The organism is Sporosarcina sp. D27 (assembly GCF_000586555.1).
In the GTDB taxonomy this organism is placed as follows: Bacteria; Bacillota; Bacilli; order Bacillales_A; family Planococcaceae; genus Sporosarcina.
The window spans coordinates 1-22,808 of the sequence record NZ_AZUC01000006.1 but is presented as its reverse complement, the minus strand read 5'-3'; the positions used below and the strand labels follow the sequence as shown (position 1 = coordinate 22,808).

General features: G+C 42.5%; 21 protein-coding genes, 1 tRNA gene, 1 rRNA gene and 1 pseudogene. 2 read left to right on the top strand and 22 right to left on the bottom strand.

From position 1 onward, the window contains the following. Positions 1–101: 101 nt before the first annotated feature. The 13 genes and pseudogenes from N693_RS0100330 to groES all read right to left on the bottom strand — a co-directional run bounded on the left by N693_RS0100330 (position 102) and on the right by groES (position 14,427). Positions 102–1,094, bottom strand: coding sequence for a tRNA-dihydrouridine synthase (locus N693_RS0100330; protein ID WP_025782809.1), 993 nt, complete (start codon positions 1,092–1,094; stop codon positions 102–104). 332 nt (positions 1,095–1,426) lie between these two features. Then, positions 1,427–2,404, bottom strand: coding sequence for a sensor domain-containing diguanylate cyclase (locus N693_RS0100325; RefSeq protein ID WP_025782808.1), 978 nt, complete (start codon positions 2,402–2,404; stop codon positions 1,427–1,429). Continuing rightward, positions 2,397–3,227 (bottom strand): alpha/beta fold hydrolase, encoded by an 831-nt coding sequence (locus N693_RS0100320; RefSeq protein ID WP_025782807.1) that lies wholly within the window; start codon positions 3,225–3,227, stop codon positions 2,397–2,399. Before N693_RS0100320 ends, N693_RS0100325 begins: the two co-directional genes overlap by 8 nt. Before the next feature lie 422 nt (positions 3,228–3,649). Continuing rightward, positions 3,650–4,177, bottom strand: a complete 528-nt coding sequence (locus tag N693_RS0100315) for a YceI family protein (RefSeq protein ID WP_025782806.1) — start codon at positions 4,175–4,177, stop codon at positions 3,650–3,652. A gap of 98 nt (positions 4,178–4,275) precedes the next feature. Next, the gene (locus N693_RS0100310; RefSeq protein ID WP_025782805.1) at positions 4,276–4,887 is read right to left on the bottom strand and encodes an alpha/beta hydrolase; all 612 of its coding nucleotides are present in this window, start codon (positions 4,885–4,887) and stop codon (positions 4,276–4,278) included. A 14-nt stretch (positions 4,888–4,901) separates the two neighbouring features. After that, positions 4,902–5,885 (bottom strand): ring-cleaving dioxygenase, encoded by a 984-nt coding sequence (locus N693_RS0100305; protein ID WP_025782804.1) that lies wholly within the window; start codon positions 5,883–5,885, stop codon positions 4,902–4,904. Positions 5,886–6,633: 748 nt separating this feature from the next. Continuing rightward, positions 6,634–6,840, bottom strand: a pseudogene (locus tag N693_RS19805) (IS5/IS1182 family transposase); the annotation flags it as partial. A gap of 353 nt (positions 6,841–7,193) precedes the next feature. Continuing rightward, complete coding sequence (locus tag N693_RS18725; RefSeq protein WP_081759984.1) at positions 7,194–8,735, bottom strand: BCCT family transporter; 1,542 nt, start codon at positions 8,733–8,735, stop codon at positions 7,194–7,196. A gap of 508 nt (positions 8,736–9,243) precedes the next feature. Next, the gene (locus N693_RS0100290; RefSeq protein ID WP_172643557.1) at positions 9,244–9,960 is read right to left on the bottom strand and encodes a toast rack family protein; all 717 of its coding nucleotides are present in this window, start codon (positions 9,958–9,960) and stop codon (positions 9,244–9,246) included. A 307-nt stretch (positions 9,961–10,267) separates the two neighbouring features. After that, complete coding sequence (locus tag N693_RS0100285) at positions 10,268–10,837, bottom strand: hypothetical protein (protein ID WP_025782802.1); 570 nt, start codon at positions 10,835–10,837, stop codon at positions 10,268–10,270. Positions 10,838–11,182: 345 nt separating this feature from the next. Beyond that, positions 11,183–12,145: a DNA/RNA non-specific endonuclease gene (locus N693_RS0100280; protein ID WP_025782801.1), complete on the bottom strand. Its 963-nt coding sequence runs from the start codon at positions 12,143–12,145 to the stop codon at positions 11,183–11,185. A gap of 313 nt (positions 12,146–12,458) precedes the next feature. Then, entirely contained in the window at positions 12,459–14,093 is a 1,635-nt protein-coding gene (gene groL / locus N693_RS0100275; protein WP_025782800.1) for a chaperonin GroEL, read from the bottom strand. Positions 14,094–14,145: 52 nt separating this feature from the next. Continuing rightward, positions 14,146–14,427, bottom strand: coding sequence for a co-chaperone GroES (gene groES, locus N693_RS0100270; RefSeq protein ID WP_025782799.1), 282 nt, complete (start codon positions 14,425–14,427; stop codon positions 14,146–14,148). A gap of 189 nt (positions 14,428–14,616) precedes the next feature. Between groES and N693_RS0100265 the strand changes: the two genes are divergently transcribed. Beyond that, positions 14,617–15,372, top strand: a complete 756-nt coding sequence (locus tag N693_RS0100265; RefSeq protein WP_051508653.1) for a CPBP family intramembrane glutamic endopeptidase — start codon at positions 14,617–14,619, stop codon at positions 15,370–15,372. A 77-nt stretch (positions 15,373–15,449) separates the two neighbouring features. On the opposite strand, the gene tatC is transcribed toward N693_RS0100265, so the two are convergent. The 3 genes from tatC to N693_RS0100250 form a co-directional block, all read right to left on the bottom strand. Further along, the gene (gene tatC, locus N693_RS0100260; protein ID WP_025782797.1) at positions 15,450–16,289 is read right to left on the bottom strand and encodes a twin-arginine translocase subunit TatC; all 840 of its coding nucleotides are present in this window, start codon (positions 16,287–16,289) and stop codon (positions 15,450–15,452) included. Between the two features lie 17 nt (positions 16,290–16,306). After that, entirely contained in the window at positions 16,307–16,504 is a 198-nt protein-coding gene (locus N693_RS0100255; RefSeq protein WP_025782796.1) for a twin-arginine translocase TatA/TatE family subunit, read from the bottom strand. Positions 16,505–16,571: 67 nt separating this feature from the next. Continuing rightward, the gene (locus N693_RS0100250; RefSeq protein ID WP_025782795.1) at positions 16,572–17,222 is read right to left on the bottom strand and encodes a redox-sensing transcriptional repressor Rex; all 651 of its coding nucleotides are present in this window, start codon (positions 17,220–17,222) and stop codon (positions 16,572–16,574) included. Positions 17,223–17,350: 128 nt separating this feature from the next. On the opposite strand from N693_RS0100250, the gene N693_RS0100245 reads away from it, so the two are divergent. Beyond that, complete coding sequence (locus tag N693_RS0100245) at positions 17,351–19,279, top strand: ABC-F family ATP-binding cassette domain-containing protein (protein ID WP_025782794.1); 1,929 nt, start codon at positions 17,351–17,353, stop codon at positions 19,277–19,279. Positions 19,280–19,698: 419 nt separating this feature from the next. Here the strand turns inward: N693_RS0100245 and tsaD are convergent, their stop codons facing one another. The 6 genes from tsaD to rrf all read right to left on the bottom strand — a co-directional run bounded on the left by tsaD (position 19,699) and on the right by rrf (position 22,669). After that, entirely contained in the window at positions 19,699–20,721 is a 1,023-nt protein-coding gene (gene tsaD / locus N693_RS0100240) for a tRNA (adenosine(37)-N6)-threonylcarbamoyltransferase complex transferase subunit TsaD (RefSeq protein WP_025782793.1), read from the bottom strand. Beyond that, positions 20,721–21,170: a ribosomal protein S18-alanine N-acetyltransferase gene (gene rimI / locus N693_RS0100235; protein ID WP_025782792.1), complete on the bottom strand. Its 450-nt coding sequence runs from the start codon at positions 21,168–21,170 to the stop codon at positions 20,721–20,723. Before rimI ends, tsaD begins: the two co-directional genes overlap by 1 nt. Next, a complete protein-coding gene (gene tsaB / locus N693_RS0100230) occupies positions 21,163–21,873 on the bottom strand; it encodes a tRNA (adenosine(37)-N6)-threonylcarbamoyltransferase complex dimerization subunit type 1 TsaB (RefSeq protein ID WP_025782791.1) in 711 nt (236 codons plus the stop codon). Before tsaB ends, rimI begins: the two co-directional genes overlap by 8 nt. Beyond that, positions 21,870–22,322: a tRNA (adenosine(37)-N6)-threonylcarbamoyltransferase complex ATPase subunit type 1 TsaE gene (gene tsaE / locus N693_RS0100225; protein ID WP_025782790.1), complete on the bottom strand. Its 453-nt coding sequence runs from the start codon at positions 22,320–22,322 to the stop codon at positions 21,870–21,872. Before tsaE ends, tsaB begins: the two co-directional genes overlap by 4 nt. Positions 22,323–22,458: 136 nt before the next feature. Continuing rightward, positions 22,459–22,534, bottom strand: a tRNA-Asp gene (locus N693_RS0100220). Positions 22,535–22,553: 19 nt separating this feature from the next. Then, positions 22,554–22,669 (bottom strand): 5S ribosomal RNA (gene rrf, locus N693_RS0100215). Positions 22,670–22,808: the final 139 nt, after the last annotated feature.

Here is a 22,808-nt window from a genome sequence, read left to right as displayed (position 1 = left end):
AATATATATGCGGACCGGGTATTTTGTCTGGTTAAAGCAATCCTGTTTGCATGATTTGCTGAAACAGGCATTTAACTGCTCGTTGTGCAAGAGAATAATGATTAGTTCTCCTGTTGATTTAACTCATCTACATTCTCGGCTTCGAATTCATCGAGCAACGCGCGCACTTCATCTGTCGTCTCCGTGTACATCAATTGATTTCTCAATTCACCTGCTCCTCGGATTCCTTTGACATAAATCTTAAAGAATCGACGAAGCGGTTTAAATGGGAGCTCTTCAATTTCTTTTGAGTATTTATCATGAAGATCCAGCTGAAGTCTTAACAGGTCCATTAACTCTTTACTACTGTGCTCTCTTGGCTCTTTTTCAAAAGCGAATGGATTTTTAAAGATGCCTCGTCCAATCATCACGCCATCTACTCCGTATTTTTCCACGAGTTCCAAGCCCATTTGACGATCCAAGATATCCCCGTTAATGGTTAACAACGTATCTGGTGCAATTTCATCACGAAGTTTCTTAATCTCTGGGATTAGTTCCCAATGCGCTTCGAAATTACTCATTTCCTTTCGAGTACGCAAGTGTATCGATAAATTGGCGATGTCTTGCTCCAATATATGTGTCAACCAACCACGCCATTCTTCTACATCTGTATAGCCCAGTCTCGTCTTCACACTGACTGGCAATCCTCCTGCTTTTGCCGCTTGAATAATATCCGCTGCGTTATCAGGATAATTGATCAACCCGCTGCCTCTTCCTTTCGAAGCTACGTTAGGAACGGGACAGCCCATGTTAATATCGACGCCTTTAAATCCTTGTTCCGCCATTCCGATACTCATATCTCTGAAGTGATCGGGCTTGTTCCCCCAAATATGGGCTACCATTGGCTGTTCGTCTTCTGTGAACGTCAAACGCCCACGTACACTGAAGATCCCCTCCGGGTGACAATAACTTTCAGTATTCGTAAATTCAGTGAAAAACACATCGGGTCTTGCAGCTTCCGCCACGACATGACGAAACACAACATTCGTGACATCTTCCATCGGTGCTAATATAAAAAACGGTCGTGGTAACTCACGCCAGAAATTCTCTTTCATGTTCAAATTCCAATCCTCTCATTATGGGATGCCAGGTCAGCCCTTCATCTAAAAATCTTAGTGTAGTAATACTGGAAATCGAAGTAGACTTTGTTGCTACGTCTACCTCTAGATTTATTCTCTACGTTAACTATTTTACATGACTAACGTGTATGTGGGAAGAGACGGGTTCTAATAAGGTCACTTATTCCATTATACAAAAAGCCCGCCGGCACATTCCACTATGATTGGAATTCGCGGTGGGCATTTATTGTGAAGGTAACTTTGAGATTTGTTTTGTAACTACTATCGATTTTGCAAAGGAGCTGAAAGTTGAATTGGTTCAGCATTCACTACGTCAAATCACTAGCATGGGTGACTTGGTTGCGACCGCCATTTTTGGAGGCATACAGTGCGTTATCTGCTTTGGATTGTAAAGAACTTTCTGTATCTCCAGGTTGAAGCGTTGCTGCCCCTATACTTATCGTGATGGCTGATTTACCCCAGTTTGCCTTTTCAACATGCAAACGGATTCTTTCAGCGATTTTCAGAGCATCCGATTTATCGGTATTCGGAAGAATCAATGCAAATTCTTCGCCTCCATATCGGGCAGCAATATCTTCTTTTCTGGATTCCTCTTCAAGTAGTTGTCCCATCTCCTGCAATACTCTGTCACCTGTCATATGGCCATAAGTATCGTTAATCTCCTTGAAGTAATCGATATCCATTAGTAGCAGGGAGATTGGCTGCAATTGTCCTGCTTGTGAATTTAAATTTAATGTCAGACTTTCTTGTAGACAGCGTCTGTTCTTGAGACCGGTTAATCCGTCCGTTTCGGCCAGTGTTCGAAGTTTTTCATTCAATTCCAGCAGTTCATTTTGCTTGCATTCCAATTCGTTCCTTAACATGCCCAGCTCTTCTATTTGCTTTTTCTTCATCTGGTTTCGTTGATCGGTCTCCTTTTTAGCTGCCAAAAGGGCCTGCTCATACTCATATCTTTCTTTCATAGGAAAACAGGCACAATCGTTAAAAAACTTACCGCCACGTTTATTTCGGGAGGCATTGAGCAGTATAGGAATTTCCTGCCCGGACTTTGTCTTTAAAGCAATATACATCGCATCCACTTTTTCCTGAAGGCGGATCATCGGAAAAAAATAGAGTTGGTAAAAAGTTTGGCTCGCATGCGTCAAGATCAGGTTGATGTGCTGCCCCTGTAGCTCTTGAAGTTTGTAATCGAGCAAACCGAGCAGCGTCTTATTTATATCTAGAATCGTGCTTTCATCATTAAGTGATACATAACCGCATGGCGCAAAGTCCAGTTGCTCATCCATTTGAACTATCCTGATCAGCGACTGATTTCAAATATTCGCTAATCAAACGGATGGTCTCTTCAGGATGGCTCAAATGTGGACAATGTCCCGTCGCTTCCATTAAGGCGTATGCACTTTCTGTGAGGACGCTGTGCATATATTCCCCGACTTCTATCGGAGCAATTGCATCATCAGAGCACTGGAGAATGAGTGACGGCACCGTAACGTTTTGTAAATCATTCCGGTGGTCAGAGAAAAAGGTTGCTGTTGCAAATTCGCGGGCGACGGTTGGATCCGTAGAGCAAAAGCTCTCCTCCAACTCTTGGAAAAGTTCCGGGCGCTCAGGATTTTTCATAATGACCTGAGAGAGATAATTTGCCCAGCCAATATAATTCATCTCCATCATCCCAATCAATCCCTCAAGGTCTTCCTTTTCAAAACCTCCTTTATAAAGGGGAGGGTCATTCAAGAAACAAGGTGAAGGACCGAGCATCACAAGGCGCTCAAATCGTGAGGGCTCTTGAATAGAGGCCAGCATGCCAATAATACTGCCAACCGAGTGCCCCACAAATATTGCTTCTTTTATATCTAAAGTATCGCATATATCGAGTACATCTTGTGCATATCCATGAAGGTCTTGGTACTTAGTCGAACTGTAAGCACTATAATCAGACTTTCCAGAGCCGACATAGTCAAACAAAATGACACGGAAGTTTTCTTCGAACGCCGGTGCCACTAACCTCCACATATTCTGATCACACCCAAAGCCGTGCGCAAAGATCATGGCCTTTGTGCCTTTTCCTGTAACGTTCACGTTATTGCGAATAAGGGTACTTTGATTCATAAAAAAGCCTCCATTACTTATTTTCTAATAGCAGTTCAGTCTTTAGAATAATTTTTCGCGCAATCACGAATAGGGCAATGTTACTAATTCCAGTATAGAATAAAATGTCTCTTCTTTCAATGTCCGCCGAATTTCATTTGTGACAATTTCTTACACTAACAAAGAAAGCATCTATCCTCAGTATAAGAATAGATGCCTTATGTGCTTGTGTAGGAAGCTTTCGTTCATGTTTATAGTTTCGCGATTGTTTATGACACGCCACTTTCAATAAATGCTGTTCCGCATCACTATCTTTTCCGGATTATACAAAAAAACCACCTACCGATTCCACTATCTTTGGAATCGGTAGGCAGGTTATTGTCGTGGTTGCGAAAACACCATTATCTACTATTTTCTAAACCATTTTTAGATTCATGGCTAAATTATGATGCAGGGTTTACTTGCATCTCGACTAAAATCTTGATGTCTTTACCAACGAGTACGCCGCCTGTTTCAAGAGTTGTATTCCAAGTCAGGCCGAACTCTTCTCGGTTGATCTTCGCTTCCGCTTCGAAACCGTACACTTCAACACCCCATGGATTTGTTCCTTTTCCGCCAAACTCCACGTCAAAAGTTACCGGTTTCGTGACGTCTTTAATCGTTAAGTCGCCCGTTACTTTGTAATCATCGCCTTTTTTTGCAATTGCAGTGGATTGGAATGTGATATCCGAAAAATTCTCTACATCAAAGAAATCTGCTGACTTCAAGTGATTATCCCGATCTACTGAATGTGTATTGAGGCTTCCGACGTCGAATTTGAAAGCGATGTTTGCAGTTGTAAGATCTGTTAAGTCTGCCGCCTCCACCGTTGCTGTGTAGTCGTCAAATTGGCCTTTCACTTTGGATACCATCATGTGCTTTACTTCAAAACCTACTGTTGAGTGCGATTGATCTACTGTCCATTTTGTCATTTGAATTTCCTCCATTTTATATATAATTTTCTTGAATCTGAGTTGTTGTTTCTTGCCATGTTAAACTGGCACTTCATCTGTCACAGTCTAAGGCATCATTACCTAAAATATTGTTCATACCAAGCTTTTGCAGCTTTAACTTCCGACATTGTCAACTGATGTCCCGCGTTTTCCCAATGAAGTCCAACGGATGCCCCTGCTTCTTCCAGACGTTTCTGCAACTCAGTCGATTCTTCCTGCGTACAGATCGGGTCGTTTGCTCCCGCCCCAATCCATACATGAATCCCTGCTAAATCCGGCATCGTAACATTACGTATCGGCACCATCGGATGATGCAAAATGGCTCCTTTTACTGCATCATCATAGTGAAATAGCAGACTGGCTGCAATGTTAGCGCCATTTGAATACCCGATAGCTACAATATTTGATGGGGCGAATTGATAGTCAATAGCCGCCTGCTCTATAAAGGCTTTTAACTCTTTCGTCCGGAAAACTAAATCTTCTTCATCAAATACACCTTCTGCTAACCGTTTAAAGAAACGAGGCATGCCATTCTCCAATACATTTCCACGCACACTTAGAACAGACGCTTCAGGGTCAACTAGTTCCGCTAACGACAGCAAATCTTGCTCCGTGCCGCCTGTGCCGTGCAGCAAAAGTAATACTGGTTTCTCGCTATTAGTACCTTTTCTAAAAATATGCTGCATAATGGGGTTTCCCCTTTCTACAAATACTCTTTTTCGATCTTAATCGAGCTTCGTACTGTGTTGATTGGTCGCACAATCGCCTCTATCTGTTCCCGTTTTCCTTCCAGGAATGGCGGAAGCGACAAGATTTCTCCTACGGTTTCATAAGGTTCATCCCCCATGAAACCAGGTCCGTCTGTAGCCCACTCAAAAAGAATTCCAGGTGCTACACGAGCATATAGGGATTCAAAGAAAAATCGATCTACATAGCCGGAAGTGTTTAAACCGAATGATGGCAAGCGCTCAATCCACTCGTTTAACACGTTTGTATCTTCTACCCGGAAAGCAGCGTGGTGAACCGTTCCGTAGCCTTGACGGCCATCTGGAAGTGACGTATTGTGCTCCACAATCACTTGTGCTCCGTTCCCACCTTCACCCACTTCGAACAAATGCAGAGAACCTTCCGCTGCCACTTCTTTAAACAGCATGACCTTTTCAAGCATCTCTTTAAAGTAGTCAAACTGTGCAATCCGAATGTGGATAGGTCCTAATCCCGTAATCGCAAACTCAAGCGGTACAGGACCATGTTGCCACGGAGTACCTGGTGCTACACCTGTGTTGTGCTCATCTGAAATCAGCATATACTGTTGCTCATCGAAATCAACGAATGAAATGGTTTTTTTGCCGAAAACTTCTTGGATTCCCGTATGGGTCACTTCGTATTTTTCAAAGCGTTTTACCCAATAGTCCAACGCCGCATCAGTCGGTACACGAAAAGCGGTTTTGTAAATCTCATTCGTGCCGTGACCCCCTTTTTGAATACCTGGAAAATCGAAAAATGTCATATCTGTACCAGCTGACCCTGCATCGTCTGCAAAGAACAAATGATAAGTACGAATATCATCCTGGTTCACCGTTTTCTTTACTAATCGCATACCTAATGTGTACGTGAAAAACTCATAATTTTTTTCGGCGCTGCTAGTAATGGCCGTCACGTGATGAATACCTTTCAAACCGTTCATGTTATTATCCCCCTTCTTATTATAAATATTATCTTGAATTCAAGATATATAAGCAAAAAATAAATAGCTCGAACTTACAAGCTAATTTTCCTGTTAGTTAACTCATTATGCACAAATGGTCGCCATTTATGTGGGAAAGCAGTCATCCATCGTAATTTATCTTCCAGCTGGTTGTGAAAAACAAATTACCTTGAATTCAAAGTAATAATAACACGTCATTTTTTTCAGGTCAATTAGTTTGTTTGTCCTTTTGAGTAGATCAGACTCAGAAAGTGCCCAAAAACACAAAAAGCGTCAACTCCAATAAGAAGTTGACGCCAAACTGTAGACAAAAGGGATGGAAATCGACTTGATTTCCATCCCTTTTGTCTTTTTGTATCGTTGATTCTGGAAATGAAGGGTGACAGGCCGTTGATCTCCGTTCCGGACGGGCGCTTTCCGGGGGCTTGCCCTCAGCCTCCTCGTCGCTTCGCTCCTGTGGGGTCTTCGCGCTGCGCTGATCCCCAGGAGTCGCCGTCCTGCACTTCAATCAACTGAATTTCTCATGAGACATTCACATCATTCAATCAAAGAATGCAATCGGAGTGCTCCATGTCCATCTGGTAAGAAAAACTAGTTGCAACAGAAGACTTGAGACACCGATATGAAATCAAAGAAGTCTATAGAAATGAAAAGAGGCCGTTAACGCGTTATTGCCGATGCCAAGGAGAAACATGATATGCAATGGACAACCCTAAGAGGGCTTAGTGTATTGAATAAATGACATTTTATTGAGAACAACAGGATCTATGCATGGTCTCCCAAGAAGGGAATATAAATCTGCAACCAATTGATAAATGAAGGAAAAATCAATTGCTTCCTCTAATTTTCGGAACAGACGGTCTTACGGAACTAACTGTTAGATTGTAAGCATCTCCATCTGTTCCCGTTCTTTGATTTGATTCTTCATCATTATTTCCATTACCTCATTTGATAGTTGGGAGATCCTGTTGATTGTAGCTGAGAGCAAGCCCCTCGGAAAGCGTCCGCTCGCGGCGGAAATCAACTTTCATTGATCATCCTATTGTAAAAAAACTGTAGGCAAACCCCATGATTTCTGGAGTTTGTCTACAGTCTGGCGTCAACCTCAATAAGAAGTTGACGCTTTTTAAATTTCGCAGCTTGCTTAGAGAAAGCTACCTATTATAAGAAACTATTATGTTTCTATTGTTAATTATCCTTTTAATACTATTCAGTTGTATCCAGAACCGTATACGAATTGCATCGTGTACAGAAACCACATACCCTCATCATAAAAAGCACAGCGCACTACTCTTTCTCAACAATCCCCTGTTCAATCGCCAGCACTTTCGCCACTTTCGGCGCGTACCATACGACCAGTACTAAAAGAATCGATACTGGAACAGCGGCTATGACGACAAATGACTGCAATGCACCGATTCCTCCGCCACCGATTTCGATTAGTATGGTGGCGATTGTGGCCATGATAACCGCCCAAAATACACGAATGGCTTTTGGAGGATTTCCATCTCCTGTCACGGCCATGGAGATAGAATACGACATAGAGTCTACTGTCGTCACTACAAATAGTGTAGTCAAAATCAAGAAGACAGTAGGCATGATGAATCCTAACGGCATTTGTTCTGCTATGGCAATGATCGCACTCGGCAATCCGCCTTCATTCAATGGACCGCTGACGGAACCTGCGTTATTTAATTCGTAGAAAATACCCGTTCCGCCAAGTACCGTGAACCAAAAGTTTGTGACGATAGGTGCTATTACAGCAACTACTAAAAAGATTTCCCGAATTTTTCTTCCATTGGATATTCTTGCGACAAATAACGCCACCATTGGGCCGAACCCTATAAACCATCCGAAGAAGAAGAGCATCCAGTTTCCAAGCCATGCATCATCCCCGCGGAAGGTACTGATGCTTACGAAATCACTGATATACGTACCAAAGGAAGACATGAACGCATTGACGATGAACAGACCCGGACCGAACACGATCAGGAAGACGGCAATTACCGCCACTAGGTTCACGTTCAGCTTACTTAAAAATTGAATTCCCTTCTCGATACCTGTAAGGGTCGATACGAGTACGACTCCTGTCAAAATAACGATGATCGAGAGCTGCGTCACGAATGTATCCGGAATGCCAAAAATCGAATTGACTCCATAGCTGACTTGCAGTCCGAGAAAACCGATTGGACCGATGGTACCAGCAGCAGCGCCTATGATACAAAAAACATCGGCAGCCGTGCCCCATTTGCTCGTTAAAATTCTCTCTTTCAAGATAGGATACAAAAGGGTCCTAGGCTTCAACGGCATCCCCTTATGTTTATGTGCGTAAATCAATATAATCGAACTGATCGCACCGTATACAGACCATGCGGTGAAGCCCCATGACATGTAACTTTGAGCCAATGCAGGTCCAATCGCTTCAGTGGTTCCGCCTTCTATCCCTTTATGCATGGGAGGCACGTCCAGAAAATAATACATAGGCTCTGCCGCTGCCCAAAAGACACCGCCGGCTCCAAGACCCGTTGTCAAAATTACGGCTACCCATTTAAAATAAGACATCTCTGGCTTCTTTGCGTCGCCCAGGCGGACTTTGCCATACTTTGAAAACGCCAATACCGCACCTACTACAAAAGTGGCCAGTAATAGGAATTGCCAATACGCCCCGAAGTAGCGAATAGACCAATCAAATCCCTTATTCACAAACTCACTGACCAGGTCGACTTTTAAAATTGAAAACAGCACGAATGCCATTAATATGCCGCCACTCCATAGAAATACTGGCCAATCAATTTTTTGACGAATATTCTTCCAGTGGTCTTTCATCATAATTCTCCCCCAAATTCTGTTTTCCTTACAGCAACTATCATGTTCTGCGAGACAATCACAGTTAAAGCTTTCCCTTCTTTTCCTCTATTTTTCAACAGCATCTGCAAAAACAAAAAAAATGCAACACGATTTGAATTCGTGTTGCATGTCTCATACAAAAACTCATAGTACAGGATATATGCTGCCCTCCATACTGTCAACACATATCCATATTTTTCTAATATGGAGAAAGGTCAGTTATTGAAGGGTTTTCAGAGGGGACAGGTTGGACTGCGAGTACTTGTGTACAGAATTATTGTGTTGGTCGCATAGGCATCCCACACTTCGTTTTAAGTATTATGGTGTACATCATTTATATTTCAAGTCTCTCCATATAAAAGTAGCCCACACAAAGCTAGTCATGTATACCTGTTTCTGATTTGTGCCTGCATATGTAGTACAACCCAAAACAAAAAACCCTCTTCTTAAACAAAAGGAAGAGAGATGAAAAGCCTTCGTCATTTTCTATTCAATCTATAAGTTTAATCGTCAAATCTCCTACTCCAACATCAATCTTCATATCGATCACAACATCACTACTCGCATAAGCGTCATTTACGTAGATGCCATTTCCCTGAGGAGTAAAGCCTTTCGCCTCAAGGTCTGCGATTCCTTTCGAAACACTCAGTTTGACACCCGTGTCCGCTGGGAGAAGAATCGTCGCATCTCCGACTCCAAGATCGATGTCGGCGTTGAAGCTTTCTTTCCAGTCACCGTTTAAATCAATGGTTGCATCGCTTACACCTGCATCGATGGATAGCTTGCTGAGTTGGATACCCGACAGGTTTAGTGTCGAGTCAGAGACGCCCATCTCAATATTCAAGTTGACCGGTATCTCATTTGTCAGCTCGAGGTCCCAATCGTTCCGTACGTTCCCTAATCCCGCAAATATTTTTCCTTTTTGCTTGATGACTGCATTGCCGACTGTTCCTTTCTTCTTATAAGAAACAGTTGGTCTCAATTTTTTTTTGTTCGTGTCAACTGTGCCTTTGATCCAGGCATCCTCACCATCCGTAATCGATACATCCCCAAAGCCCATCTGTATGTTAGCGTTAAGTGATTTTACGTCATCCTTTTCGATTAAAATGTCACTGACCTTATTCCCCGAGAAGAACCAATTATATACCCAACCCCCGACTGCACCTAGTAGCCCCACTATTATTACTGCCACTATAAGCTTCCGCATATAGAACACCCCTTTCCCTTTGACTTTATCATATCCGATTCCCTGCATAAATTTACCAACCCTTCGGTTGAAATTCAAATCAGACTTAAGTCTGAGCATAGGTAGATTGTGTCTTAGATGGTATGTAGTTCTTGCGTAGACTATGTTGTTCGGAGCTGAAGTGCTTCTAACGTAACAGGGGTAACGCTTAGCACCACAACACTTAAACCATTGGGAGACAGGTCTATAAATTAGACCTGTGATTAACCTGTGCTCGAAACTATTGTGATTGTTAGTCCCACAGGTACCCCATACTAATTATTTGTTATCATAATGTACTAAGCCGCAGTTCATAAAAATACTGAACAACTGGATGCTTTGACTTAATCTGCTCAGTCATGTTTAAAATTCGTTTTTTTCCAACCCTTCTGTCCACCAAAGCTAGAATATTCAATAGGATATCATTGCTCTCTATGCTCTCCTCTATAGGAGTGGATAAAAACTTATTCGCTACAATGATAAAATTTGATTTACTTAAGGATGACTGCGCTGACAACAGCTCCTTTGCACATACTGATAATTTCCTCCCCCTTGCAATTACTTCTAAACGATCCTCCGGAACCATCCCCTTGGTTTCCTTTCTTACCGCTTCAATTTCCTCATTGTTGATAGGAATTTGGATATCTGCATCATTCTTAATTTCTAGCTCCGTTTGATACCATCTGATTGAGGTATTTATATCACTCATATTGAGTACATTCTTTTTATCTACCGCAATATAACAAGTTCCTGCTTTATCAGGTAAATAACGATAGCTGCTTGGGCGGTATTCAACCCTTCCTTCTAATGCAGGACAGAGAAAACTCTCCAGGTTTTTCTTCAATTTGCTCCAGGTCATGTAATTCTCCTTAATTTACATTTTAAATAGTTATTGAGGCAGTGGTTCTATTATCCATAATACAATAACCGTCACAACGGTCATACTATATACAAGGTTTATGTGTAACTTGAATTTCTGATGTATCGATAATATTCAGCGAATAAAACATCCAGACTGATGAAACAATTACTTGTCCATCTCCATGTTACCCAAGAAATGAAAAAAGAAGCTTCTCAAAAGTTTGTACAACTAATGAGAGGCCTCGATTATAATCCTTTATGTTAGATTCGCCGCCTGTGCACCATACAATTCGAACACTATTTGGAATTGTTTTGGAGTTTCGTCTTACACAGGCAATCATTTTTATTCTCCTACCATGCCGTCATTATCACGATCCTGCATATATTGGTACAACCAGTGTTCTCTAGTTATTGGCATACTGAAACCAGCTGCTTTCGCTTCTGCGATTGTTACGATACCATTTCCATTTGCGTCAATACTAGAAATCTCACCTTGGTTTGTTGAAGAACTTTCTGATTTGGACTCGGACTCATTATTTCCGGTTAGCCCAAGAGATTCGTTTACTTCATCCGGATTCACATTTTCAAATGAATCCGTAATGACATGTCCATTTATCGTATAGGTATATTGATAACTTGAAGGAACTTGCGTTTCCGTATTCGGATAGATGATAATCGCTTCAAATTCACTAGCTCCACCCGCTCTTCGGATCTCGTTTTCCATATACGCTTGATCACCATGTCGGTTGAGCGTACTATCCTGTGGAGTAATATTATAAGCATTCGACACCCCACCGAGAGAGTCAGCAATTATATGTCCTTCATCTAAAACAGCACTTTCAACTCCAGGAACCTTTGCCTCATCAGAATAGTATCTACCAGATGATAATACAGATTCATTACGATCATCTTGTAGAATGATTTCGTCAGCTATGACACGTACTAGTTGCCCGTATTCATTAGTAAATCCCCAATATTCACGATCCCCATACCCGATGTCAACAACGACGTTAGGTTCACGATAACCGGATAAATCTCCGCCATCAACTTCAATTGGTTTGTATCCGGAGAACAGTTCTTTCTTTGGTTGAGTTGGTTTTTCCTCTACTACGGGCTCCTCCACTTCCTGTTCTTCAACAATCGTAGGTACAGTTTCTTCTTTTTCACTGTTTGTATTTGGTTCAACAGTCGTGACTTTTTGCGAACCTGTTTCTACATCTGTAATGGATGCATCTTCTGAGTTGGTACAACCAACCATAAAGACGATTGTTAAAATTAAAACTAAATAGTTCATTTTCTTTTTCATTCTTCAAACCATACCTTTCATCTGTGTCAAAACTTCACGAAAAAAATTATAGCATAAGTAAACGCGCGCCTTAACATTTCCCATGAAATTCAAGTGAAATGCAGTAGAAATATTAGCGTTTGTAATTGTACACTTTTACGAACAGCTAATAACTATCACTGATTGTTAAGATTATAAGTAAACAAATTCCATAATAACATTTCCAAACCTGTAGTGCAGATCAACAGCTGTCTACTCAATTTTACTTTTGTTCAGCGCAAAAAACGTCAACTTCCAATTGGGAGTTGACGTTTTTCGTGTTGAACTGTATGACTTACATCATGCCGCCCATGCCACCCATTCCGCCCATATCAGGCATACCGCCACCTGCTGGCTCTGGGATGTTAGCAACTACTGCTTCAGTCGATAGGAACATCGCTGCGACAGATGCTGCGTTTTGTAGTGCTGAACGCGTTACTTTTGTTGGATCCACGATACCGGCTTGGACCATGTTGACCCACTCGCCGTTTGCAGCGTTGAAGCCGATGCCGACTTCTTCGCGCTTCAGGCGATCTACGACGATCGAACCTTCAAGACCAGCGTTTGTTGCGATTTGACGTACTGGCTCTTCGAGTGCACGAAGAACGATTTTCACGCCTGTTGCGACGTCACCTTCTACGCCTTCAAGCAATGATTCTACTTTTTTATAAACGTTTACGAGCGCTGTACCACCACCGGAAACGATACCTTCTTCGACTGCCGCGCGTGTCGAGTTCAGAGCGTCTTCGATGCGAAGTTTGCGTTCTTTCAATTCTGTTTCAGTAGCTGCACCGACTTTGATAACTGCCACGCCGCCAGCAAGTTTCGCTAGACGCTCTTGGAGTTTCTCTTTGTCGAACTCTGAAGTTGTCTCTTCCAATTGTGCACGGATTTGACCAACGCGTGCTGAAATTGTATCTGCATCGCCAGTTCCTTCTACAATTGTTGTGTTGTCTTTTGTTACAACGACTTTAGAAGCGCGTCCGAGTTGTGAGATGTCTGTAGATTTCAAGTCAAGACCGATATCTTCAGTAATCACTTCTCCGCCAGTAAGAATCGCGATGTCTTCAAGCATAGCTTTACGACGATCTCCGAATCCTGGGGCTTTGACTGCAACTGCGTTGAACGTACCACGTAGCTTGTTCACAACGAGTGTTGCAAGTGCTTCGCCTTCTACGTCTTCAGCGATCATCAACAACGGCTTACCTTGTTGTACGACTTGCTCAAGTACCGGAAGAATTTCTTGGATGTTATTAATCTTCTTATCTGTGATCAAGATATATGGATTGTCGAGAACCGCTTCCATCTTATCTGTATCTGTTGCCATATAAGCAGATGCATAGCCACGGTCGAATTGCATACCTTCAACAACGTCTAGCTCAGTTGTGAAGCCTTTAGATTCTTCAAGTGTGATAACGCCGTCGTTTCCAACGCGCTCCATCGCTTCAGCAATCAGGTTACCGACTTCGTCGTCTCCTGAAGAGATTGCAGCAACTTGTGCAATTTCTTGCTTGCTTGAGATTTCATCAGAAATGCTCTTCAACTCAGTAACTGCTGTTGCAACTGCTGATTCGATTCCCTTACGGATGCCGACAGGGTTTGCACCAGCTGTGACGTTCTTTAAGCCTTCACGGATCATCGCTTGAGCAAGAACTGTTGCAGTGGTTGTCCCGTCACCAGCAATTTCGTTTGTTTTTGAAGCAACTTCAGCAACAAGTTTTGCACCCATGTTTTCGAATGCGTCTTCGAGTTCGATTTCTTTTGCGATCGTTACTCCGTCATTCGTGATGAGTGGTGAACCGAAGCTTTTCTCAAGAACCACGTTACGTCCTTTAGGTCCAAGTGTTACTTTTACAGCGTCTGCTAATGTATCGACACCACGCAACATTGCGCTACGTGCATCTTCGTTGAATTTAATTTCTTTCGCCATAATGAATGAGTCCCCCCTGTTTTTGGTTTAATAGTCAAAGTGATGCGGATCCTTAGATAGTTGCTAGAATATCGCTCTCACGTAAAATTAAGTAATCGTTGCCTTCATATTTAACTTCAGTACCTGCATATTTTGAGAAGATGATGCGGTCGCCTTCTTTTACTTCAAGCTCGACGCGCTGGCCGTTTTCGAGAACGCGGCCTGTACCGACTGCAATGACTTTACCCTCTTGCGGCTTTTCTTTTGCGGAATCTGGTAATACGATGCCGCTTGACGTTTTCTCTTCCACTTCGATTAGTTCAATTACAATACGATCACCTAATGGTTTCAACAAATGAAACACCCTCCTCTAACGGTTCTTCTTTTAATTTAGCACTCGCTAAACAGGAGTGCTAATACACTACTTATCATAATAAAACGAAGATTGAATTGCAAGTAAAACAAATCGGTCATCCGTACTCTTTGCGCTTCTTTTCTAAAACCGATACACTTATCAATACTTAGATGGAAAGGATCGATTCTTTTGAAGCAAAAAACGATGAAACCATGGATGCTTTACTTAACCATCCTTCTTTTATACATCGCCATGCAGTTCGCAAGTGTTCCGATTTCTAAAGGAATGATTGCGCTCTTCACTGCGAATGGCTATAACGTTAAGGAAGCTGCATATAACGGCTTTGCATGGGGCTTATTCAGTGTGAACATTCTTGCGATTATTGCGATCTTCCTCGTCATTCGATCCGATAAGAAGTTTTGGACCGTCTTTAAAGGAAAGAAAGAACCAATTTGGAAGTCCATTTTTTGGGGTATTCTTGGATTCTTCTTGGCACTCGGTGGCCAAATGATTGCAGGACTCATAGAAAAAGCTATAGGCATTACTGAAGGTTCGGCAAGTACCGCACAGCTAACAGAAATCGCTGCCGTAGCACCAATTCTTATCATCTGCATTGTCCTGTTCGCCCCGATTTTAGAAGAGACCGTCTTCCGCCGTGTCCTATTCGGTGGAATCTATACCAAAACGAACTTCTGGATTGCAACTATCGTAAGTGCTGTTATCTTTGCTGCCGTTCACAACGAACTTGAGCACATCCTTACGTACCTTATGCCAGGACTTGTATTCTCGTACGTCTACTACCGATCCAAGCGCATCTGGACTCCGATGATCTCACATATGCTCATGAACGGCTTCGTTATGATCATCATGCTCAACCAAGACAAAATTATGGAACTCCAAAAACTCCAACAGTCCGTCATCTCCTTCTTCCATTTCTTTTGGTAGTAGGTGCGGATATTTCATCATTACGCAAAAAAAGACTTGCTCAACCGAAACCCGGTCAGCAAGTCTTTTTCAATTAATCAATCTTGGTTGTTCATACGTGCATTCACTTCATCAATCTGCCGCTGTTGTTCAGCCTTCGCTTCTGCAAACAACCGCACCCGTTCCGCCTCTTCTTCCTCCATCCGACGTTTCTCTTCCGCCTTCAAGAACTTGCGATATCCGACGCGAGCAATAATGATACTCACTTCATACAACAAGAACAACGGAACCGTCACGAACAAATGTGAAACAATATCAGGTGGTGTGATGAACGCTGCAATGACAAACAATACGAAGTAAGCAATCTTCCGAAATTTCGTTAACACACTTGGATTTAAAAACCCGAGCCTTGAAAGAAACAATAAGACTACAGGCAGTTGAAATACGAATCCAAACGGCAACAAAATCTGGAACAAAAACGAAAAGTACTGATTAATACCGATCGTCTGCGTAATTTCTAAATCAGCTGATAACGTTTCCATAAATTTAATGACATAAGGTAACAATACAAAATATGAAAACGAAATTCCACCTAGAAATAACAAAAAGGCAAACGGGATGTAGCTTAGCGTGACCCGTCTTTCGTTCTCTAACAGACCTGGTGAAACGAATGCCCAAAATTGGTACATGATAATCGGTAAAATAATAATGATTCCGATGAAAACCACGACTTTTAAGTAAATAGCAATCGGATCAATCACGTTAAATGCATTTAACGGTAAATCTACTGCCGGTCCACTGGACTGTAGAAACTTAATAAGCGGTTTCGCAAGCAAAAATCCACCTATTACAGCGACTGCAAAGAAAACGACGATCGTAATCAGTCGTTTTCTTATTTCTTCTATATGCTCAATAATGGTTAGCGTACGTTCTTCCATTACACAGACATCCTAACTTATTGCACTTCTTTTTTATCTTCAACTTTTTTAACGTCTGTTTTAGCATCGTCATCTTCTACAAGACCTTTTGTAGCATTTTTAAATTCGCGTAGTGAAGAACCGAATGCTTTGCCGATTTCAGGCAACTTTTTCGGTCCGAAAATGAGAAGGGCAATAACAGCAATCATAAGTAGACTTCCAATACCTGGTGACATTTCGGACACCTCCTTTTGAATATGTCTATTCTACACCAAATAGCATTGAATGACTATTAGAGCAACCTTATAATTGTGAATCTTTTACGTCATTTTTTATGAAGTAAATAAGGGATTGTAGCTCAACCGATAAGTCAATCGTATGTACCCGTATAGATGGTGGGACTGCTAGGCGAATGGTCGTAAAGTTAAGAATCCCTTTCACACCAACCGCAGCAAGCCGATCGGTCAATTGTTGGGCAGCTCGCGAAGGTACAGTCAAAATCACAAGATCAATTCCGAGTTCCGTTAACTTTTCTTCAATCATGTCTGGATGATAAACAGGGATATCCGAGATGATTTTGCCATCACGTGGTGCTTTTGGGTCAAAAGCAATGACGATGCGTGTATTATGATTCTTATGGAAATTGTATTTCATGAATGCATGTCCAAGACTACCTACACCGATCAGAGCGACATCCGTGGCTTCATCTTGGTCAAGTGTTTTTCTAAAAAAACTGACGAGGTAATCCACGTCGTATCCATAGCCTTTACGGCCGAGCGCACCAAAGTGCGAAAAATCACGACGAATCGTCGCTGCATCGATCTTCATAGCCTCGCTCAGTTCGCTTGAAGAAACACGTTTCTTCCCGCTGTTTGCGAAATTTTGTAAAAATCGATAGTACAACGGCAAGCGTTTGGACGTTGCCTGGGGAATTTTAACCGTTTCTTCAGCCATCGTAAACCTCCTGCTGCTGTATCGAATCGCTTCTATCGTACAGGAGAAGCGTTCTGTTGTAAAGCCGGTGATTGCACCTATCCTCCCATTCCAGTAAACTGAAGGAGAATGAAAATAGAGGTGAAACGATGATAATCTTGCAAGTGAACGGTGTAACGAAGTCGTTTTCAGGCACTGATATATTGGAAAATGTAAAATTGGAAGTGCAACATCGTGATCGCGTAGCGCTCGTTGGTCGTAACGGCGCTGGTAAATCCACGTTACTTAAAATAATTGCAGGGGAATCTTCTGCGGATGCAGGCGACATCATTGTCCCAAAAGGCATCCGTATCGGATATCTCGAGCAACATAGCGGACTAGAAACAGAACTATCCGTGTGGGATGAAATGATGACGGTCTTTGAACCACTTCAAGCCATGGAAAGTCGCCTGAGAGGGTTAGAAGCTCAAATGGCTGATCCAGAAGTCTATGGAGATCCTTCAACTTCAGAACGCATTATGGGCGAATATGATTCGCTTCAAGTCGAGTTCAAAGATCTCGGAGGCTATCAGTACGAATCAGATACTCGCTCGATCTTGCACGGAATGCGGTTTTATCCCGATGACTATGAAAAACCCGTCGATCTACTCTCAGGCGGACAGAAGACACGACTTGCCTTAGCCAAAATGCTGTTGAGTAAACCAGATTTGCTTATCTTGGATGAACCAACAAACCACTTGGATATTGAAACACTAGGATGGTTAGAGAACTACTTGAAATCATATGAAGGTGCTCTGCTCATCGTGTCGCACGATAGGTACTTCCTAGACCAAGTTGTGACATTAGTATATGAGGTCTCTAGACGCAAAGTCTCTCGCTTTACAGGCAATTACAGTGCGTATTTGGATGAGAAAGCAAAGAACTATGAGAAAGACCGCAAGTTGTTTGAAAAAGAATCGAGTGAAAAGGCGAAGCTCGAAGACTTCATTCAGAAGAATATCGCTCGTGCTTCGACGAGTAAAATGGCGAAAAGCCGTCGCAAGCAGTTAGAACGGACAGACTGGATGGATGCACCTGATGGCGATGAAAAATCCGCCAATTTCTCATTCACAATCGACCGTCCAAGTGGGAACGACGTGCTCGCAGTCGAAAAGGCTGCCGTCGGCTACAATGGAAATCCTGTTTCAACAAATATCGACATGCGTGTTTACAAACAGGATCGTATTGCTATCCTTGGTCCGAACGGAGTCGGCAAATCGACTTTGTTAAAAACAATTGTCCGTCTGCAAGAATTGCTTGCCGGAGAAATTCGGTATGGTACCAATGTTCAGTTCGGCTATTACGACCAAAACCAGGCGACGCTTGTTGGTTCTGGCACCGTGTTGCAAGAAATTTGGGATGACTGGCCACTCATGAACGAAAAAGATATACGCAGCTTACTTGGTCGCTTCCTCTTTACAGGTGACGATGTCGGGAAGCCCGTACAATCTCTTTCTGGTGGAGAAAAAGCCCGTCTTTCTTTAGCGAAGCTGATGCTTGAGAAATCTAATACACTCGTGCTGGATGAGCCGACGAACCATTTGGATCTTGATAGCAAAGAAGTACTTGAGAACGCACTAGACGACTTCCCTGGAACGATCCTATTTGTTTCGCACGATCGTTATTTCATTAATCGGATCGCAACCAAAGTTTTCGATTTAAGCGATAATGGGGCTGTAGAATACTTAGGAGACTATGATTACTTTGTCGAAAAGAAAACAGAACAAGCTGAGCTTCTTGCTGAAACCCTTGCTGCAAAGCAATCTACTACCGTAACAAAAAGCCGTCCACAAGAGATGGACAAAGAGCGACAAAAAGCAGAGCGTCGGTTGAAACGTGCAATTGAACAAGCAGAATTGAAGATGTCTGAGCTAGATGAACAAATTGCATCCCTTCAAAATGAGCTGATTAAGCCCGAGTATGCGGATAATCATGTGAAACTGATGGAATTGCAAGCGGACATCGATTCTCTTCAAGAGACTCACGATGCCCAAGCTGAAGAATGGCTAATGATGCAGGAAGAACTCGAAACCGTTTAATCACTCATGAAGCAGCGGAGAATTCCGCTGTTTTTTGTTGTTTTAAGATTATCCACTATCTCTAAATTACAGGATTTTCACGGTAGACTCTAAAATCCTCCACCAGTCTACAGATGTCCCTCTCATTTCGACACTCTCATTGTTCTGTTTTCCACAATCTTGTCCACAACAATAATACCGGTTTCATTGCTATTCACAAAGTTATCCACGTTGTCCACACATAACATATCTTTAATCCACATGGTTATCCAACAAATAGTCCTAACTTATCAACTCAACCCAAGTTTATGCACAACTTATCCACAGAATGTGCATAAGTACGAATGTTCCCTATTGACAAACCTTCTATTCTGTTTATCAAAAAAACATGGAATTCGTCTGAATTTGACGAATTCCATGTTAATGTTAATAACTCAATTTTAGTGATTCCACGATACAAGTTGCATGCCAGGTCTTCCGTTCATAGATAAATCCCCTCGCACGTCACTTAAAAACATTTGTGTGCCTGCAGCGGCAATCATTGCTGCATTATCTGTGCACAAAGCAATTGGTGGAACACTGAACGGAATGTTTTCTTTTGCAAACGTCGTCTCTAATGAATTTCGTAGTCCTTTATTTGCAGATACTCCACCTGCTGCGATCACTTGCTTCACTTGATATTCTTTAGCAGCTCTTAATGCTTTCACTGTTAGAACTTCTACTACACTCTGTTGGAAACCTGCAGCAACAGCTTCTGCATCCAGTGTACCGCCCCGTTGTTCCAGGTTATGCTTATAGTTAATGACGGATGATTTTAATCCGCTAAAACTGAAGTCATAGGAATCTGGCTCTAGCCATGCTCTCGGAAACTCTACCGCAGATTCGCTTGCTAATGCCAGCTTATCCACATGCGGACCACCAGGATAAGGTAGTCCTAAAACACGTGCCACTTTGTCATACGCTTCGCCTGCAGCATCATCTCTCGTTTCTCCTATGAGCTCAAATGATCCATGCTCGCGCATAATTACCATTTCCGTATGTCCGCCGGAAACAATAAGTGCAAGTAATGGAAACACCATCGGTTGAACGAGTTGATTGGCATATATATGTCCCGCAATATGATGAACTCCGATAATCGGCAACGAGTTCGCAAATGCAAATGCTTTTGCTGCATTGATGCCAATTAGTAGAGCCCCTACAAGCCCAGGGCCTTCAGTAACAGCTACAGCATCTAACTGATCGGGATTTAATCCTGCGTCCTCAAGTGCTTTCTCAATGACCAGTGTAATTTCTTCCACGTGATGACGCGATGCAATTTCCGGTACAACCCCACCAAAACGCTTCTGACTTTCGATTTGGGAAGCAACTACGTTGGATATGATTTCACTTCCATTTTTCACAACAGACGCTGCAGTCTCATCGCAACTCGTTTCAATCCCTAAAATATAGACGTCTTTTTTCATCATAACTCCACCCACATGACGAGCGCATCTTCATGGTCGTCAGAATAATAGTTTTTCCGAATTCCACCTTCTTGAAATCCAAGCTTACGATACAAATTCTTTGCCGTTTCATTACTCACTCGAACTTCAAGAGACATGGCCACCACACCGTTATTGCGGCAAAGCTCCATTGCTTGTCGCATCAGAGCTTCCCCGATACCTAATCCTTGCCGATGTTTCCGTACGGCCACATTTGTAATATGGCATTCATCAAGCACGACCCACATCCCCACATGTCCAACCACTTCGTTCTCACACTCAGCTACAATATACGTTGCATAATCATTACCCGTAAGCTCATGGGTAAATACCTCTGCCGACCACGGAGTTGTAAAAACTTCCGTTTCTGTCGCCACAACCTCTTCAATGTCCTTTTCCATCATTTGACGATAAACAATCGAGTCAATCATGAGACTTCACCTGTTTTTGCTCTTTCATCCAATTCGCTTCAGCTTCAGGAATACGACGATAATTCGGAACAAACTGATGAATATCGGATGCAGGAACACGTTGCTCAGCTAGACTGATTAATTGCGAAGCACGTGGGAGTTGCTGTGGAAATGGGGCAAATACTGCTTGGTCTCCAAGCGTTGCACTAATTTTCGTTTTATGGATATCCACATCCGCCCCTATAAATAAAACAGGTTGGTCGATACAAGCAACATCCTCCAAGAACTGTTCAAGAGTCCCGTGACGGTCTTCCCAAATACGATGCAATCGCTCACCTTTTGATTTGTAAAGTCCACAATAGACATTTTCTCGCCGTGCATCAAACATTGGGACAATAACTCCTTCAAAAGGAACAGCATTCGCTGCGATAACTTCCAAACTGGAAACACCGACTAATGGAATTTTCAACGTCCAGGCAAGTGTTTTCGCAAGCGTCACACCAATTCGGACACCAGTATAAGATCCTGGACCTTCGGATACCGCGATTGCCTCCAAATCAGAAGGACGTAAACTCGCTTCACTTAATAAACGTTCAATCGCAGGCATCGCCTGAATTGAATGAGTTCGTGCAAAAGTTGATGTTTGCTCACACAATATTCGACCGTCTTCTACCAATGCAACAGATAAGGGTGAATTTGCTGTGTCAATTCCTAACCAGATCATAGGGTGATCGCCTCACAAATCTTTATAAAATGACTTCCCGTAGGTTCAAATTCAATCGTTCTTGCGGTATCGCCTGTCCGTGTAATGCGAATTGCTAGACGGTTCTCCGGTAAATCTTCTTCAATGTACTGAGCCCATTCTACAATTGAAATGGCATCACCATAAAACAATTCATCCCACCCTAAATCTTCTTCGCTATCTGCTAAGCGATAGACATCTAAATGGTTAAGAGGATAGGTCCCTTCATATTGCTTAATAATAGTAAAAGTCGGGCTACTGACGGTGCGTTCCACCCCAAGCGCTTTAGCGAGAGCTTGAGTGAATGTTGTCTTCCCCGCACCCAAATCACCTTCAAGCGTGACTACATCGGGCGGTGATAGAAGTTTGGCTAATTTCTCAGCAAGTTGTACGGTTTGCGCTACTGATGTGACATGTATTTGTTTCTTCATAAGATAATCCGATCCTTTTCAAGTGATGTACTCAGTGTAACGGAAAATGTGCAGAACCGCACACAGTACGCATAGAGACCATAAAAAAAACCGATCCAGGGAATATCCCCGAATCGGTTTGTAAGTTTAAATTAAATGGCGGTCCCGACCGGGGTCGAACCGGCGATCTCCTGCGTGACAGGCAGGCATGTTAACCACTACACCACGGGACCAATTAATAAAAGTGAAACTGCCTGGCAACGTCCTACTCTCACAGGGGGAAGCCCCCTACTACCATCGGCGCTGAAGAACTTAACTTCCGTGTTCGGTATGGGAACGGGTGTGACCTCTTCGCCATCATTACCAGACAAGTATTCTAGTTTTTTTTCAAAGACAAACAATATTATACACTATAAACTATGTAGTATGCAATACTTTTTCGAATGAAATTTTGTTCATTCAAAACTGGATAAAACCAACATTGAAGCTCAAAACAATCTTGCGATT

Coding starts and splice junctions, on each gene's coding strand:
- N693_RS0100330 (WP_025782809.1), bottom strand. CDS start 1,094: ATGAAAGAGAATTTCTGGCGTGAGTTACCACGACCGTTTTTTATATTA.
- groL (WP_025782800.1), bottom strand. CDS start 14,093: ATGGCGAAAGAAATTAAATTCAACGAAGATGCACGTAGCGCAATGTTG.
- N693_RS0100280 (WP_025782801.1), bottom strand. CDS start 12,145: ATGAAAAAGAAAATGAACTATTTAGTTTTAATTTTAACAATCGTCTTT.
- tsaD (WP_025782793.1), bottom strand. CDS start 20,721: ATGAAAAAAGACGTCTATATTTTAGGGATTGAAACGAGTTGCGATGAG.
- N693_RS0100245 (WP_025782794.1), top strand. CDS start 17,351: ATGATAATCTTGCAAGTGAACGGTGTAACGAAGTCGTTTTCAGGCACT.
- rimI (WP_025782792.1), bottom strand. CDS start 21,170: ATGATTGACTCGATTGTTTATCGTCAAATGATGGAAAAGGACATTGAA.
- tsaE (WP_025782790.1), bottom strand. CDS start 22,322: ATGAAGAAACAAATACATGTCACATCAGTAGCGCAAACCGTACAACTT.
- N693_RS0100250 (WP_025782795.1), bottom strand. CDS start 17,222: ATGGCTGAAGAAACGGTTAAAATTCCCCAGGCAACGTCCAAACGCTTG.
- N693_RS0100305 (WP_025782804.1), bottom strand. CDS start 5,885: ATGAACGGTTTGAAAGGTATTCATCACGTGACGGCCATTACTAGCAGC.
- tsaB (WP_025782791.1), bottom strand. CDS start 21,873: ATGATCTGGTTAGGAATTGACACAGCAAATTCACCCTTATCTGTTGCA.
- N693_RS18725 (WP_081759984.1), bottom strand. CDS start 8,735: ATGATGAAAGACCACTGGAAGAATATTCGTCAAAAAATTGATTGGCCA.
- N693_RS0100285 (WP_025782802.1), bottom strand. CDS start 10,837: ATGACCTGGAGCAAATTGAAGAAAAACCTGGAGAGTTTTCTCTGTCCT.
- N693_RS0100325 (WP_025782808.1), bottom strand. CDS start 2,404: ATGGATGAGCAACTGGACTTTGCGCCATGCGGTTATGTATCACTTAAT.
- N693_RS0100320 (WP_025782807.1), bottom strand. CDS start 3,227: ATGAATCAAAGTACCCTTATTCGCAATAACGTGAACGTTACAGGAAAA.
- N693_RS0100255 (WP_025782796.1), bottom strand. CDS start 16,504: ATGTCACCAGGTATTGGAAGTCTACTTATGATTGCTGTTATTGCCCTT.
- N693_RS0100315 (WP_025782806.1), bottom strand. CDS start 4,177: ATGACAAAATGGACAGTAGATCAATCGCACTCAACAGTAGGTTTTGAA.
- N693_RS0100290 (WP_172643557.1), bottom strand. CDS start 9,960: ATGCGGAAGCTTATAGTGGCAGTAATAATAGTGGGGCTACTAGGTGCA.
- tatC (WP_025782797.1), bottom strand. CDS start 16,289: ATGGAAGAACGTACGCTAACCATTATTGAGCATATAGAAGAAATAAGA.